This window comes from Pseudomonas sp. 18175 (genome assembly GCF_050432925.1).
GTDB lineage: Bacteria > Pseudomonadota > Gammaproteobacteria > Pseudomonadales > Pseudomonadaceae > Aquipseudomonas.
The window spans coordinates 15515-28690 of record NZ_JBKFTO010000009.1; the positions used below are offsets into that span (position 1 = coordinate 15515).

Annotated in this window: 15 protein-coding genes; 10 read left to right on the plus strand and 5 right to left on the minus strand. The window is 59.4% G+C overall.

Features of this window, described 5'->3' with window-relative positions:
• Positions 1 to 96 precede the first annotated feature (96 nt).
• Positions 97 to 1998 (minus strand): potassium transporter Kup, encoded by a 1902-nt coding sequence (locus ACLD1Y_RS14045; RefSeq protein WP_429478521.1) that lies wholly within the window; start codon positions 1996 to 1998, stop codon positions 97 to 99.
• Positions 1999 to 2380: 382 nt separating this feature from the next.
• On the opposite strand from ACLD1Y_RS14045, the gene ACLD1Y_RS14050 reads away from it, so the two are divergent.
• The 7 genes from ACLD1Y_RS14050 to tsaA all read left to right on the plus strand — a co-directional run bounded on the left by ACLD1Y_RS14050 (position 2381) and on the right by tsaA (position 7046).
• Positions 2381 to 2671 (plus strand): type II toxin-antitoxin system RelB/DinJ family antitoxin, encoded by a 291-nt coding sequence (locus ACLD1Y_RS14050; protein ID WP_429478522.1) that lies wholly within the window; start codon positions 2381 to 2383, stop codon positions 2669 to 2671.
• A complete protein-coding gene (locus ACLD1Y_RS14055) occupies positions 2637 to 2951 on the plus strand; it encodes a type II toxin-antitoxin system YafQ family toxin (protein ID WP_429478523.1) in 315 nt (104 codons plus the stop codon). The genes ACLD1Y_RS14050 and ACLD1Y_RS14055 overlap by 35 nt, the downstream gene beginning before the upstream one ends.
• Before the next feature lie 169 nt (positions 2952 to 3120).
• Entirely contained in the window at positions 3121 to 4461 is a 1341-nt protein-coding gene (gene rimO / locus ACLD1Y_RS14060) for a 30S ribosomal protein S12 methylthiotransferase RimO (RefSeq protein ID WP_003231334.1), read from the plus strand.
• Positions 4462 to 4561: 100 nt separating this feature from the next.
• Positions 4562 to 5035, plus strand: coding sequence for a GNAT family N-acetyltransferase (locus ACLD1Y_RS14065; RefSeq protein ID WP_429478524.1), 474 nt, complete (start codon positions 4562 to 4564; stop codon positions 5033 to 5035).
• Between the two features lie 71 nt (positions 5036 to 5106).
• A complete protein-coding gene (locus tag ACLD1Y_RS14070) occupies positions 5107 to 5817 on the plus strand; it encodes an rRNA pseudouridine synthase (RefSeq protein ID WP_429478525.1) in 711 nt (236 codons plus the stop codon).
• 68 nt (positions 5818 to 5885) lie between these two features.
• Positions 5886 to 6347 carry a DUF1456 family protein gene (locus ACLD1Y_RS14075; protein WP_003189058.1) on the plus strand — a complete coding sequence of 154 codons (462 nt, stop codon included), beginning with the start codon at positions 5886 to 5888 and terminating at the stop codon, positions 6345 to 6347.
• Between the two features lie 3 nt (positions 6348 to 6350).
• On the plus strand, positions 6351 to 7046 hold the full coding sequence (tsaA, locus tag ACLD1Y_RS14080) for a tRNA (N6-threonylcarbamoyladenosine(37)-N6)-methyltransferase TrmO (protein ID WP_429478526.1): 696 nt from the start codon (positions 6351 to 6353) through the stop codon (positions 7044 to 7046).
• A gap of 180 nt (positions 7047 to 7226) precedes the next feature.
• On the opposite strand, the gene fpr is transcribed toward tsaA, so the two are convergent.
• Positions 7227 to 8006 carry a ferredoxin-NADP reductase gene (fpr, locus tag ACLD1Y_RS14085; protein ID WP_003231344.1) on the minus strand — a complete coding sequence of 260 codons (780 nt, stop codon included), beginning with the start codon at positions 8004 to 8006 and terminating at the stop codon, positions 7227 to 7229.
• Positions 8007 to 8129: 123 nt separating this feature from the next.
• Here fpr and ACLD1Y_RS14090 point away from each other — a divergent pair, with 123 nt between their 5' ends.
• A complete protein-coding gene (locus ACLD1Y_RS14090; protein WP_010212678.1) occupies positions 8130 to 9056 on the plus strand; it encodes a LysR family transcriptional regulator in 927 nt (308 codons plus the stop codon).
• Between the two features lie 3 nt (positions 9057 to 9059).
• On the opposite strand, the gene ACLD1Y_RS14095 is transcribed toward ACLD1Y_RS14090, so the two are convergent.
• The 3 genes from ACLD1Y_RS14095 to ACLD1Y_RS14105 form a co-directional block, all read right to left on the minus strand.
• Positions 9060 to 9428 (minus strand): diacylglycerol kinase, encoded by a 369-nt coding sequence (locus tag ACLD1Y_RS14095; protein WP_429478527.1) that lies wholly within the window; start codon positions 9426 to 9428, stop codon positions 9060 to 9062.
• Between the two features lie 69 nt (positions 9429 to 9497).
• Positions 9498 to 10148: a response regulator transcription factor ErdR gene (gene erdR, locus ACLD1Y_RS14100; RefSeq protein WP_003189050.1), complete on the minus strand. Its 651-nt coding sequence runs from the start codon at positions 10146 to 10148 to the stop codon at positions 9498 to 9500.
• 252 nt (positions 10149 to 10400) lie between these two features.
• The gene (locus ACLD1Y_RS14105; protein WP_429478528.1) at positions 10401 to 11120 is read right to left on the minus strand and encodes a tRNA-uridine aminocarboxypropyltransferase; all 720 of its coding nucleotides are present in this window, start codon (positions 11118 to 11120) and stop codon (positions 10401 to 10403) included.
• 179 nt (positions 11121 to 11299) lie between these two features.
• On the opposite strand from ACLD1Y_RS14105, the gene ACLD1Y_RS14110 reads away from it, so the two are divergent.
• Together ACLD1Y_RS14110 and ACLD1Y_RS14115 are read left to right on the plus strand one after the other, a co-directional pair.
• On the plus strand, positions 11300 to 11740 hold the full coding sequence (locus ACLD1Y_RS14110) for a PA3611 family quorum-sensing-regulated virulence factor (RefSeq protein WP_429478529.1): 441 nt from the start codon (positions 11300 to 11302) through the stop codon (positions 11738 to 11740).
• 290 nt (positions 11741 to 12030) lie between these two features.
• Entirely contained in the window at positions 12031 to 13143 is a 1113-nt protein-coding gene (locus ACLD1Y_RS14115) for a TIGR00730 family Rossman fold protein (protein WP_429478530.1), read from the plus strand.
• Positions 13144 to 13176 lie beyond the last annotated feature (33 nt).

The window sequence follows — 13176 nt, forward strand, 5'->3', positions numbered from 1 at the left end:
CAAGCTCGCTCCTACAGAGCCTAGTCGACAACGCCCGATTGCACAGGGTTCAGAAGCAAAGCGGGAGCCGATTGCCGGCTCCCGTGCTGCCAACGCTTACATTTCGACCTGGGTGCCCAGCTCGATCACCCGGTTTACCGGGAGTTTGAAGAAGCGCAGGTTACCGTTGGCGTTCTTCAACATGAAGGCGAACAGACTCTCGCGCCAGCGCGCCATGCCCTTGATGCGCGAGGCGATGACCGTCTCGCGGCTGAGGAAGTAGGTGGTGCGCATCGGGCTGAAATCCAGGTTATCCAGATGGCATAGCTTCAGCGCTTCGGGCACGTCCGGCTCATCGGTGAAGCCGAAATGCAGGATGACGCGGAAGAAGCCGTCACCAAAGGAGTCCACTTCGAAGCGCCGCTCCACCGGCACCCGTGGGATATCTTCATAAACGACTGTCAGCAACACCACTTGTTCATGCAGCACCTGGTTATGCAGCAGGTTGTGCAACAGCGCGTGGGGCACGGCGTCTGGGCGGGCGGTGAGGAACACCGCCGTGCCCTGTACGCGATGGGGCGGCTGTACGCGGATGCTGCTGATAAAGATCGGCAGCGGCAGGCCGCCTTCGTCGAGGCGCTCCACCAGCAATTGCTTGCCGCGCTTCCAGGTGGTCATCAGTACGAACAGCACGATCCCCGCCAGCACCGGGAAGGCGCCGCCCTGGATGATCTTCGGCACGTTGGCGGCAAAGTACAGGCCGTCCACCAACAGGCAGCAGACCAGCACTGGTACCGCCAATATCGGTGGCCACTTCCACAGCAGCAACATGACGGCGGACACCAGGATGGTCGTCATCAACATGGTCCCAGTCACCGCCACGCCGTAGGCCGACGCCAGCGCGTTGGAGGACTCGAAGCCCAAAACCAGCAGGATCACGCCCACCATCAGCGACCAGTTCACCGCGCCAATATAGATTTGGCCCTGCTCGGCGCTGGAGGTGTGCTGGATATGCATGCGCGGGATGTAGCCCAACTGGATCGCCTGGCGAGTCAGCGAGAACGCGCCGGAGATCACCGCCTGGGACGCGATCACAGTGGCCAGGGTGGACAACACCACCAGCGGGATCAGCGCCCAGCTCGGTGCCAGCAGGTAGAACGGGTTGCGTGCGGCTTCCGGATCGCCCAGCAGCATGGCGCCTTGGCCGAAGTAATTGAGCACCAGGGCTGGCAACACCAGAATGAACCAGGCGCGGGCAATGGGCTTGCGGCCAAAGTGACCCATGTCGGCATACAGGGCTTCGGCGCCGGTCAGTGCCAGCACCACCGCACCGAGGATGGCCACGCCAATGCCCGGGTGTGCCTCGAAGAAGCGCACGGCCCACATCGGGTTCATAGCACTGAGCACTTCAGGGTGCAGGGTGATGCCATACACACCCAGCCCACCCAGCACCAGGAACCAGGTCACCATCACCGGCCCGAACAGCTTGCCGATCTGGTCGGTGCCGTGCTTCTGGATCAGGAACAGCGCCACCAGCACCACCAGGGCGATGGGCACGACCCATTTCTCCAGACCGTCGAACGCCAACTCCAGGCCCTCAACCGCCGACAATACGGAAATCGCCGGGGTGATCATGCTGTCACCGTAGAACAGCGCCGCGCCGCACAAGCCGCACACCACCAGGAAATTGCGCAGCTTCTTGCGCTCCCCCGCCGCCCGCCGCGCCAACGCCGTCAGGGCCATGATGCCGCCTTCGCCCTGGTTGTCAGCGCGCAGTACAAACAGCATGTATTTGATCGACACGACCCAGATCAGCGACCAGAAAATCAGCGCCAGAATCCCCAAGACGCCGTCATGGTTGACCTGCACCCCGTAACCGCCGTTGAACACCTCTTTGAGGGTGTAGAGCGGGCTGGTCCCGATATCGCCGTAAACCACCCCGACCGCTGCCACCAGCATGCCAATCGGCTTTGCGGTGGAATGCTCGGCGCCTGCCGCCGGACTACTTGCCTGACCCATCAACCACTCCTGCCTTTTGACCTGAGGTCTTTTATAAACAGCGCGCCTTAGCTGACCGTAGCATGCGCTGTTTTACTTCTCGTAACAGACGTTTTATTGACCTCGGGGTTCTACCCGTGTGCAACGGCGCGAAGCATAGCGCAGCAGTCGGTGCATTTCTCTGCTCAAGCGCGTTACGCAAAAAAGATGGCGGAATTTGGAAGCTTTTTGCCTGTATTGAAGTTATTGAGCGCCAGCGATATTTTCCTCCCCTGCGTTTTCCGACGCATGGAATGCCTAACCTCGTCATCAGCACAAAAAGCGTTTGATCAACTTCGTTAACAGAAGCCATACTCAAAGCGTAGCCACAATGTAGCTACATTTTTTGTGAAGGAGTCAGGATATGTCCACATTGTTGAAAACCACTGACGTGCGCTGCCGCATTGACGAGGATCTAAAAGAGCGGGCGACTGCCGTGCTTAATGCCTGCGGGCTTAGCCTCAGTGATGCCATGCGTCTTTTTCTGCGGCAGGTCGTTACAACACAGGGCCTGCCCTTTGAGGTGCGTGTCCCTTCAGAAAAAACCGCCCGCGCCATGGCGCAAGCGCGCGAGATTCGTCACCAATTTGAGTCGATCGACGACATGCTAAGGGATGTTGATGGCGAAACCGGAAAAGAAGCAAAAACGCGCTGATCTGCCAAAGCAGTGCGCACAGACGCCTGAATTTAAAAAGTCCTGGGAACGCTATAAGCGGGCAGGACGCCGAGATATGAATGAAGTCCGTACAGTGATGGTAATGCTCTTCTTGGGCGAACAACTGCCCGCCGAGTATCGCGACCATGCGCTCACTGGGAATTGGGACGGTTTCAGGGAATGCCATATCGGCGGTGATTTTCTGATGATTTATGAGAACTCGCGGGCTGACCTGATCACCTTTGTGGACTTGGGCAGCCATGCTGAATTGTTCGCGTAGTCATTGGTGAATTTTATAGCGCCACACTCGTCGCATTTCCCCGCATAAAGCTGGTCAAGTGCGTTGCCCGTCGCTAGAATTGCGCACTTTTTGATCAGAGGCACACCAAGTGCCCGTCTACCGCCTTGTCGTGCCCGACTGGCGGCGTCATTCAATACCGAGGTTAGACATGTCCACCACCATCGCAAAAGCCAACCCCAAGGTTGGCTTTGTTTCCCTGGGGTGCCCGAAGGCACTCGTCGATTCCGAGCGCATCCTTACGCAACTGCGTATGGAAGGTTACGACGTCGTGTCCACTTACCAGGACGCGGACGTGGTGGTGGTCAACACCTGCGGCTTTATCGACTCGGCCAAGGCTGAGTCCCTGGAAGTGATCGGCGAAGCGATCAAGGAAAACGGCAAGGTCATCGTTACCGGCTGCATGGGTGTGGAAGAAGGCAATATCCGCAACGTGCACCCAAGCGTGCTGGCCGTGACTGGTCCGCAGCAGTACGAGCAGGTGGTCAACGCCGTGCACGAAGTCGTGCCGCCGCGTCAGGACCACAACCCGCTGATCGACCTGGTGCCGCCCCAAGGCATCAAGCTGACCCCGCGTCACTACGCGTACCTGAAGATTTCCGAAGGCTGCAACCACAGTTGCAGCTTCTGCATCATCCCGTCGATGCGCGGCAAGCTGGTCAGCCGCCCGGTGGGTGATGTATTGGACGAGGCCCAGCGCCTGGTCAAATCCGGCGTAAAAGAGCTGTTGGTGATCTCCCAGGACACCAGCGCCTACGGCGTCGACGTGAAATACCGTACCGGCTTCTGGAACGGCGCGCCGGTGAAAACCCGCATGACCGAACTTTGCGAAGCCCTGAGCAGCCTGGGTGTGTGGGTGCGTCTGCATTACGTTTACCCGTACCCGCACGTGGACGAGTTGATCCCGTTGATGGCCGCCGGCAAGATCCTGCCGTACCTGGACATCCCGTTCCAGCACGCCAGCCCGAAAGTACTCAAGGCGATGAAACGCCCGGCTTTCGAAGACAAGACCTTGGCGCGTATCAAGAACTGGCGCGAGATCTGCCCGGAGCTGATCATCCGCTCCACCTTCATCGTCGGCTTCCCCGGCGAAACCGAAGAAGACTTCCAGTACCTGCTGGACTGGCTGACCGAAGCGCAGCTGGACCGCGTCGGCTGCTTCCAGTACTCGCCGGTTGAAGGCGCCCCGGCCAACCTGCTGGACCTGGCCGTGGTGCCGGACGACGTCAAGCAAGACCGTTGGGAGCGTTTCATGGCGCACCAACAGGCGATCAGCTCGGCGCGCCTGCAACTGCGCATTGGCAAGGAAATCGAAGTATTGATCGACGAAGTTGATGAGCAAGGCGCGGTTGGCCGTTGCTTCTTCGATGCGCCGGAGATCGACGGTAACGTGTTTATCGACGATGCCAGCGGTTTGAAGCCAGGCGATAAGGTCTGGTGCACCGTGACAGATGCCGACGAATACGACCTGTGGGCGGAAAAGCGCGACTGAGTCGGTAAAAATTGAAAAAGCCCTGCCTCTGGACAAGAAGCGGGGCTTTTTTACGTCTATCGTTTTGCCCAGCAACCATTATTGTTGAGGGGCAGCGGGCATGCGTCAGCATTCGGTTATCCATACACCTAAAACCAGCGACTACACGGAGTTGGCGCGGATTTGGGAAGCCTCGGTAAGAGCGACCCATGACTTCCTGCCAGACAGTTACATCGTGTTGCTCAAGAACCTGGTGCTGACGCGTTACTTGGACTCCGTGATGTTGATCTGCACCAAAGATCTGCGCCAGCGCATCACCGGGTTTGCCGGCGTGGCGGCGGGCAAGGTGGAGATGCTGTTTATCGACCCGCAGCATCGGGGCCAGGGGCTTGGCCGACAATTGTTGAAATACGCCATCGAATACATGAATGCCGATGAACTCGACGTCAACGAACAGAACCCGCAGGCACTGGGCTTTTACTTCAAGCAAGGGTTCGAGGTGGTCGGACGTACGGAGCATGATGGCCTGGGGCAACCTTATCCGTTGCTGCACATGCGTTTGCGCCAGGTGCAGCAACAAGCTCGCCAGGGCTAATTGAAATGGGGCCGGGATTAACCGGCCCCACACAGGTACAATAGCTGCCCCCTTTTGTTACGGCCCTTGTCATGACTGACCCCATACGCCTCTCCAAACGCCTTATCGAACTGGTCGGTTGCTCCCGTCGGGAGGCTGAGCTGTTTATCGAAGGCGGCTGGGTCTCGGTGGACGGTGAAGTGATCGACGAGCCGCAGTTTAAGGTCACCACTCAAAAGGTCGAGCTGGACCCCGACGCCAAGGCCACCGTGCCGGAGCCGGTGACCATTCTGCTGCACGCCCCTGCCGGCGTGGATGCCGAGACCGCGCTGGCCACCATCAGCGCCGACACCCTCTCCGAAGAACACCGCTTCGGTAAGCGCCCGCTCAAGGGCCACTTCCTGCGCCTGACCGCCAGCGCCGACCTGCAAGCCAAGGCCAGCGGTCTGCTGGTGTTTACCCAGGACTGGAAGATTCTGCGCAAATTGACCGCCGATGCCGCCAAGATCGAGCAGGAATACGTGGTGGAAGTCGAAGGCGACATGGTTGCCCACGGCCTCAACCGCCTGAACCACGGCCTGACTTACAAAGGCAAGGAACTGCCGGCGGTCAAAGCCAGCTGGCAGAACGAAAACCGCCTGCGCTTCGCCATGAAAAACCCGCAGCCGGGCGTGATCGCGCTGTTCTGCGAAGCGGTTGGCCTCAAGGTCGTCGCCATTCGCCGCATCCGCATCGGCGGCGTGTCCATCGGCAAGGTGCCGGTCGGCCAGTGGCGTTACCTGTCGGCAAAAGAGAAGTTCTAAGCCGCTCCCCTTTCTCGACACCGCCAGATTTGCGCGGTGTCCTCAGTTGAATACCAGGATTACCCACCATGATTCACAACGACGTACTGCGTAGCGTGCGCTACATGCTCGACATCAGCGACAACAAGATGGTCGAGATCATCAAGCTCGGCGGCATGGACGTGACCAAGGAAGACCTGCTGACCTACCTCAAGAAAGATGAGGAAGAAGGCTTTGTGTTCTGCCCGGACGACGTCATGGCGCATTTCCTCGATGGCCTGGTGATCTTCAAGCGTGGCAAGGACGAAAGTCGTCCGCCGCAGCCGATTGAAACCCCGGTGACCAACAACATCATCCTCAAGAAGCTGCGCGTGGCCTTCGAACTGAAAGAAGACGACATGCATGCCATCCTCAAGGCCGCCGAGTTCCCGGTGTCCAAGCCAGAACTGAGCGCGCTGTTCCGCAAGTTCGGCCACACCAACTACCGCACCTGCGGCGACCAGTTGCTGCGTAACTTCCTCAAGGGTCTGACGCTGCGGGTTCGTGCGTAAGCCATGAGTTATCAGGTCTCGCCCGTCGGCTTCGTACGCTCCTGTTTCAAGGAGAAGTTCGCCATCCCGCGCCAACCACAACTGGCGCCCGCCGCCCGTGGCGTGCTGGAACTGGTGGCGCCGTTCGACGGCGGTGAGGCCGTGCAGGGCCTGGAGCAGGTCAGCCACGTGTGGCTGTTGTTCCTGTTCCATCAGGCCCTGGAAGATAAGCCACGCCTTAAAGTGCGCCCGCCGCGCCTGGGCGGCAACACCTCCATGGGCGTGTTTGCCACCCGTGCGACCCACCGCCCAAATGGCATCGGCCAGTCGGTGGTGAAGCTGGACAAGGTGGAGCCGGGCAAGCTGTGGATTTCCGGAATTGACCTGCTCGATGGCACGCCGGTGCTGGATATCAAGCCGTATGTGCCGTACGCAGACATCATTGACACCGCCACCAATGACATGGCCAGCGGTGCGCCTGCACTGATTCCCGTGCAGTGGTTGAAGACCGCCTTGCACCAAGCGCAAAGCCACGCCCAGCGGTTGGATGAACCGTTGGTGGCGTTGATTGAGCAGTGTTTGGCCCAGGACCCGCGGCCGGCATATCAGACGCCTGGGCCTGAGCGGGAATATGGTGCGCAGTTCTGGGATGTGGATGTGCGTTGGCACTATCCCGAGGCTGGGGTGATTTGTGTGCTGGAAGTGCTTCCAGCGCAGTAACTCGCACAAACGAAAAAGCCCGCGCTGCCTGTGAAGGCTGCGCGGGCTTTTTTTGCGAATGCATTCTCTGTAGGAGCGAGCTTGCTCGCGAAAAACGCAAACTCACCGCGTTAATCCAGGATGCCAGCGTTATCGTTGGCGACCTTCGCGAGCAAGCTCGCTCCTACAAGTAACCCGAGGTTACTTCTCGACGAACGCACGCTCGATCAAGTAATCACCCGGCTCACGCATCCGTGGCGAAACTTTCAGGCCGAAGCTGTTCAGCACTTCGCTGGTCTCGTCCAACATGCTCGGGCTGCCGCACAGCATGGCGCGGTCGTCCTCGGGGTTGATCGGCGGCAGGCCGATGTCGGTGAACAGCTTGCCGCTGCGCATCAGGTCGGTCAGGCGGCCTTCGTTTTCGAACGGCTCACGGGTCACGGTTGGGTAGTAGATCAGCTTGTCACGCAGGGCCTCACCGAAGAATTCGTTCTGCGGCAGGTGCTCGGTGATGAATTCACGGTAGGCGACTTCGTTGACGTAACGCACGCCGTGGCACAGGATCACTTTTTCGAAACGCTCGTAGGTTTCCGGGTCCTGGATCACGCTCATGAATGGAGCGAGGCCAGTGCCGGTGCTGAGCAGGTACAGGTGTTTGCCCGGCTTCAAATCGTCAAGCACCAAGGTGCCTGTCGGTTTTTTGCTGATGATGATCTCGTCGCCTTCCTTCAAGTGCTGCAATTGGGAAGTCAGCGGGCCATCCGGCACCTTGATGCTGAAAAACTCCAGATGCTCTTCCCAGTTCGGGCTGGCAATGGAGTAAGCGCGCATGAGCGGGCGGCCGTTGGGCTGTTGCAGGCCGATCATCACGAACTGACCGTTCTCGAAGCGCAGGCCCGGATCGCGGGTGCACTTGAAGCTGAACAGAGTGTCGTTCCAGTGGTGAACACTGAGGACACGCTCGTGGTTCATGTTGCTCATGTACGGGGGACTCCTGGAAATGGGTCTGCGCAGTCTTGAGGCGCGCAATTGCACCGCATTCTAATCGCGGCGACAATATCTGTTAACTGGATTATTAAGATAAGGGTTATCGGTTATATCGATATGCGATTTACTCTCCGTCAACTGCAAGTCTTCGTCGCCGTCGCCCAGCAGGAAAGCGTCTCACGCGCTGCTGGCCTTCTGGCCTTATCGCAATCCGCCGCCAGCACGTCGATCACCGAGCTGGAGCGCCAATCCAGCTGCCAATTATTCGACCGCGCGGGCAAGCGGCTGAGCCTCAACGCCCTCGGTCATCAGCTTTTACCGCAGGCCGTGGCGCTGCTGGACCAAGCCAAGGAGATCGAAGACCTGCTCAACGGCAAGTCCGGCTTCGGCTCCCTGGCGGTCGGCGCCACGCTGACCATCGGCAATTACCTGGCCACGCTGCTGATTGGCAGCTTCATGCAGCAACATCCCGAGAGCCAGGTGAAGCTGCATGTGCAGAACACTGCCCATATCGTGCACCAGGTGGCGCACTACGAAATTGATCTGGGTCTAATCGAAGGCGACTGCAGCCACCCCGATATCGAGGTGCAAACCTGGGTCGAGGATGAACTGGTGGTGTTTTGCGCACCGCAGCATCACCTGGCCAAGCGCGGCGTGGCGAGCATGGATGAGTTGACCCATGAGGCATGGATCCTGCGGGAACAGGGCTCTGGCACGCGCCTGACGTTTGATCAGGCCATGCGCCATCACCGCAGCGCGCTGAACATTCGCCTGGAGCTGGAACACACCGAGGCGATCAAGCGGGCCGTGGAATCTGGATTGGGGATTGGCTGCATCTCACGACTGGCACTGCGCGATGCGTTCCGCCGCGGCAGCCTGGTGCCGGTGGAAACCCCGGACCTGGACTTGGCCCGGCAGTTTTATTTCATCTGGCATAAACAGAAGTACCAGACCTCGGCGATGCGCGAGTTTCTGGAACTGTGCCGCGCTTTCACCGCCGGGGTGCAGCGCAGCGACGAGATCGTGCTGCCGAGCATTGCCTGAGGCTTAGATCAGGATGACGGCCCACACCAGGGTAATCATGGTCAGGGCTACGAATTGCGCTGCGCTGCCCATGTCCTTGGCGTTCTTGGACAGCGGGTGGCGGTCCAGGGAGATGCGGTCGATGGCCGCTTCCACCGCCGAGTTGAGCAACTCGACGATCAACGCCAGCAAGCACACCGCGATCAGCAACGCACGCTCGACCCGGCTGACATTCAGGAAAAAGCTCAGCGGGATCAGGATGACATTCAGCAACACCAACTGGCGAAAAGCGGCCTCGCCGGTGAAAGCTGCGCGCAAGCCATCCAGAGAGTAGCCCCCCGCATTGAAGATACGCTTGATACCGGTTTGACCCTTGAAAGGCGACATAGACATAGGCAACTGAACTAAAGGAGTGGGGAAACTAGAGCACGCCAAGTCAAAAAAGCGTGAATCGGTTCCAGCTTAATGCTGCGAAATTGACTCAAGTTGTTGCAAGAGCAGCGCCGCCTGGGTGCGGGTACGCACGCCCAACTTGCGGAAGATGGCCGTCACGTGGGCTTTGATAGTCGCTTCCGACACACTCAGCTCATAGGCAATCTGCTTATTCAGCAAGCCTTCACAGACCATGGTCAACACGCGGAACTGCTGGGGTGTCAGGCTGGCAAGGCCATCACGGGCGGCTTTGGCTTCGTCGGACACGTTGATTTCTTCAAACGCCTGCGGCGGCCAGGACACATCGCCATCCAGCACGGTGCGCACAGCTTTCTGGATGTCTTCCATGGCGCTGGACTTGGGGATGAACCCACTGGCGCCAAACTCCTTGGAGCGCACCACCACGTCGGCTTCTTCCTGGGCCGAGACCATCACCACGGGAATCTGCGGGTATTGCCCACGCAACAGCACCAGACCGGAAAAACCGTAGGCGCCAGGCATGTTCAGGTCGAGCAGCACCAGGTCCCAGTCGGATTTTTCGGTGAGGCGGGCTTCCAGTTCGGCAATGCTGGCCACTTCGACCAGGCGCACGTCAGGGCCAAGGCCAAGGGTCACTGCTTGATGCAAGGCGCTGCGAAACAGCGGGTGGTCATCGGCTATCAGGATTTCGTATGTGGCCATTGATTAAATGATCCTGTTTTTTATGGCAGCCCTGATGGGTTCAGGGTTCGCCAGTACACAAGGTGACGGCCAGGCAGCCATCACCCGTGGGCACGCTCAACGTCAAACGCACTGCAAACGACGTCGAAAATTCACGGTTGCGCCCTAATCGGCGCCCAGCATGCCCAGCGCAGCCTGGAGGGTCAAGCACTACGCCCGTGGGCATTTTAGCGGGTTGCCGGCTCAGGGTGCCATCATGCAAACGTCGTCTGGCTATCCCGCCGGTATATAGGGCGCAAGGCGAGTATGGACGATGTCGGCCGGGTCCAGGGGCAATTGGAACTTGGCCGCCAAATAGTGGGTGCTGAACACGTCGAGGTAGGCGTCCAGCACTTCGCTGGCGGCTGCGTCGTCGGCCAGCTCCAGGCACAGGGCTGCGACTTCGGCCGTGCAGAAATGGTCATCACGCTTGGAGCGGCGCAGCTTGTAGCGCGACAGTTGCTCGGGCGCCAGGCTCAGTACCGGCAAGTGCTCCAGGTACGGGCTCTTGCGGAACATCTTGCGCGCTTCGCTCCAGGTGCCGTCGAGCAGGATGAACAGCGGGCGTTTGCCCTCCTTTACCGTCACTTCGCTGACCACCCGTTCAGGCGCGACGAATTCGCCGGGGAACACGATATAGGGCTGCCATTGCGGGTCGGCCAACAAGGTGAGCAAGTCGGGGTCGACTTCGGTGCGCGACCAGGCGAAGGCTGTGGTGTCATCGATTACGTCTGCGATCAGCCAGCCAGTGTTACTGGGCTTCATCGGCTCGACATCGTGCATCAACAGGCACATGGCGGAACGGGCTTGGACCTTGGGGCGCCAGGCACACAGGCAGTACTCGGGGATCACCCGGCAGCCGGGGCAGCGCTCGGCACGGGAACCACGGTTAAGGAACGGCCTGACGGCGCGAGCCAGGCGCTGGGTGCGCAGGCGGGAGACGGCGTGACTCATCGTATGCGCCGTGGGTGCGGGTAAATCGACACGGTAAAAACTCGTGAAAGGCTTAAGTGGCCGCAGTTTACCAGCGATACGCCTGGCTGTAGTGGCAACGGGTCACCTATAATTGCGCGCCACTGAACGCACAGCGCAGTGGCTGGTCTATGCACCAGTACCCGAATCAGGAGAGTTTCATGCTGCGTTCCATGCTGCGCCTTGCCGCCCCGTCCATCGCCCTTGCGCTGGTATTGCCCGTGGGCGCCCAGGCGGCCTCGCTGCTGGAGGCCCAAATGAACAGGAAGCTGCAGAGCGTAGCCGCCGAGAGCAACAAGGACCTGCCCCGGGAAATCGACGAAAAAACCCTGGAAGTGGCCTACACCGTTGAAGGCATGCAACTGATTGACCACCTCAGTGTGCAACCCGACCGCGCCGAGCAGATGCGCGCCAACCCCAAGGCAGTGTATTTCCAATTGGGCCAAAGCGTTTGCCTGAACAAGGGCTATCGCGAACTGATGGCCAAGGGCGCGGTGATGCGCTATGAAATCACCGAGAACAAGACCAACCGTCCTGTCGCCTCTGTGAAGTTCGCGGAAGCGGACTGCCCAGCTCCGGCTGCGGCGAAGAAGAAAAAGTAACGGCTTGACCTTCGCGCGCTGCCGTCCGGTGGCGCGTACTCCCCCGCTCCACGTCTCTACTGGCAGCTAAACTCCCTCTGCAGTGACCAATAACTGGTTGCCATCAAAGGGTTTTGCGGCCCATGATCGAATCATCCCAACCGTTCATTCACAGCGCTTTTCATGCTGTTCTGTAATATTTTCAGGGCAAAAGAAGGTTGCCCCCTGCGGCAAGCAGCGACACATGCAGTGTCGTAGCCTCCGGCGAATCACTCGTCGGCCACCCGGGCCCTGCAAGAAGGAGAAGTTGAATGCCTTACGAACCGAATGACCGCCTGCTCCAGCTCTTTGAAGAAAACGGGGCCGACCTCACGCAGCAGGTCGAAGCACAACTCCAACTAATCGCCCCCAACAGCCCGAATATCCCCTTGTATCGCGACATGATCCTCACCGTGCTCCGCATGGCCAAGGACGACCGCAGCCGCTGGAACGCCAAGATCACCCTGCAAGCCATCCGCGAATTGGACAATGCCTTCCGGGTGCTGGAGCAATTCAAGGGGCGTCGCAAGGTTACGGTGTTTGGCTCGGCGCGCACGCCTGTCGAAAGCCCGCTGTACGCCCTGGCCCGGGAAGTCGGTGCGCTGCTGGCGCAATCGGACCTAATGGTGATCACCGGTGGCGGCGGCGGCATCATGGCGGCGGCACACGAGGGTGCGGGGTTGGAACATAGCCTGGGATTTAACATCACCCTGCCGTTCGAACAGCATGCCAACCCGACCATTGATGGCACCGAGAATCTGCTGTCCTTCCACTTCTTCTTTACCCGCAAGCTGTTCTTCGTCAAAGAGGCCGACGCGCTGGTGTTGTGCCCGGGCGGTTTTGGCACATTGGATGAAGCGCTGGAAGTACTGACCTTGATCCAGACCGGCAAGAGCCCACTGGTTCCCGTCGTGTTGCTGGACGCGCCAGGTGGCGGCTTCTGGCAAGGCGCCCTGGACTTTATCCGCAGCCAACTGGAAGCCAACCGCTACATCCTGCCCACCGACCTCAAACTGGTGCGACTGGTGCACAGCGCGCAAGAGGCGGTGGATGAGATCAACCGGTTTTATGCCAACTTCCATTCCACCCGCTGGTTAAAACGCGAATTTGTGGTGCGCATGCATCACCCACTCAGTGATCGGGCGTTGGCCCACTTGCAGGGCGAGTTTGCCAGCCTGCGGTTGAGTGGAGAGTTTCAGCAGCTTGCCTATACGGGCGAGGAACATGACGAGCCGAGGTTCAGCCATCTGACGCGGTTGGTGTTTAACTTTAACGGGCGTGATCAGGGGCGGTTGCGGGAGTTGGTGGATTACATCAACTTACCCGAGAACTGGGCCCAGGCTCAGGGGAAGGTGCAGCAAAGGGTGACGCCGGAGCCGGCGTGATTTTTTGAATGCGAAAAAAGGCCCACTATTTTT

Bases quoted from the DNA above. Each gene is read 5' to 3' on its own strand.
- ACLD1Y_RS14070 (WP_429478525.1), top strand. From the start codon at position 5,107: ATGACTGACCCCATACGCCTCTCCAAACGCCTTATCGAACTGGTCGGT.
- ACLD1Y_RS14110 (WP_429478529.1), top strand. From the start codon at position 11,300: ATGCTGCGTTCCATGCTGCGCCTTGCCGCCCCGTCCATCGCCCTTGCG.
- ACLD1Y_RS14115 (WP_429478530.1), top strand. From the start codon at position 12,031: ATGCCTTACGAACCGAATGACCGCCTGCTCCAGCTCTTTGAAGAAAAC.
- ACLD1Y_RS14065 (WP_429478524.1), top strand. From the start codon at position 4,562: ATGCGTCAGCATTCGGTTATCCATACACCTAAAACCAGCGACTACACG.
- ACLD1Y_RS14050 (WP_429478522.1), top strand. From the start codon at position 2,381: ATGTCCACATTGTTGAAAACCACTGACGTGCGCTGCCGCATTGACGAG.
- ACLD1Y_RS14075 (WP_003189058.1), top strand. From the start codon at position 5,886: ATGATTCACAACGACGTACTGCGTAGCGTGCGCTACATGCTCGACATC.
- ACLD1Y_RS14045 (WP_429478521.1), bottom strand. From the start codon at position 1,998: ATGGGTCAGGCAAGTAGTCCGGCGGCAGGCGCCGAGCATTCCACCGCA.
- fpr (WP_003231344.1), bottom strand. From the start codon at position 8,006: ATGAGCAACATGAACCACGAGCGTGTCCTCAGTGTTCACCACTGGAAC.
- erdR (WP_003189050.1), bottom strand. From the start codon at position 10,148: ATGGCCACATACGAAATCCTGATAGCCGATGACCACCCGCTGTTTCGC.
- rimO (WP_003231334.1), top strand. From the start codon at position 3,121: ATGTCCACCACCATCGCAAAAGCCAACCCCAAGGTTGGCTTTGTTTCC.
- ACLD1Y_RS14095 (WP_429478527.1), bottom strand. From the start codon at position 9,428: ATGTCTATGTCGCCTTTCAAGGGTCAAACCGGTATCAAGCGTATCTTC.
- tsaA (WP_429478526.1), top strand. From the start codon at position 6,351: ATGAGTTATCAGGTCTCGCCCGTCGGCTTCGTACGCTCCTGTTTCAAG.
- ACLD1Y_RS14055 (WP_429478523.1), top strand. From the start codon at position 2,637: ATGGCGAAACCGGAAAAGAAGCAAAAACGCGCTGATCTGCCAAAGCAG.
- ACLD1Y_RS14105 (WP_429478528.1), bottom strand. From the start codon at position 11,120: ATGAGTCACGCCGTCTCCCGCCTGCGCACCCAGCGCCTGGCTCGCGCC.
- ACLD1Y_RS14090 (WP_010212678.1), top strand. From the start codon at position 8,130: ATGCGATTTACTCTCCGTCAACTGCAAGTCTTCGTCGCCGTCGCCCAG.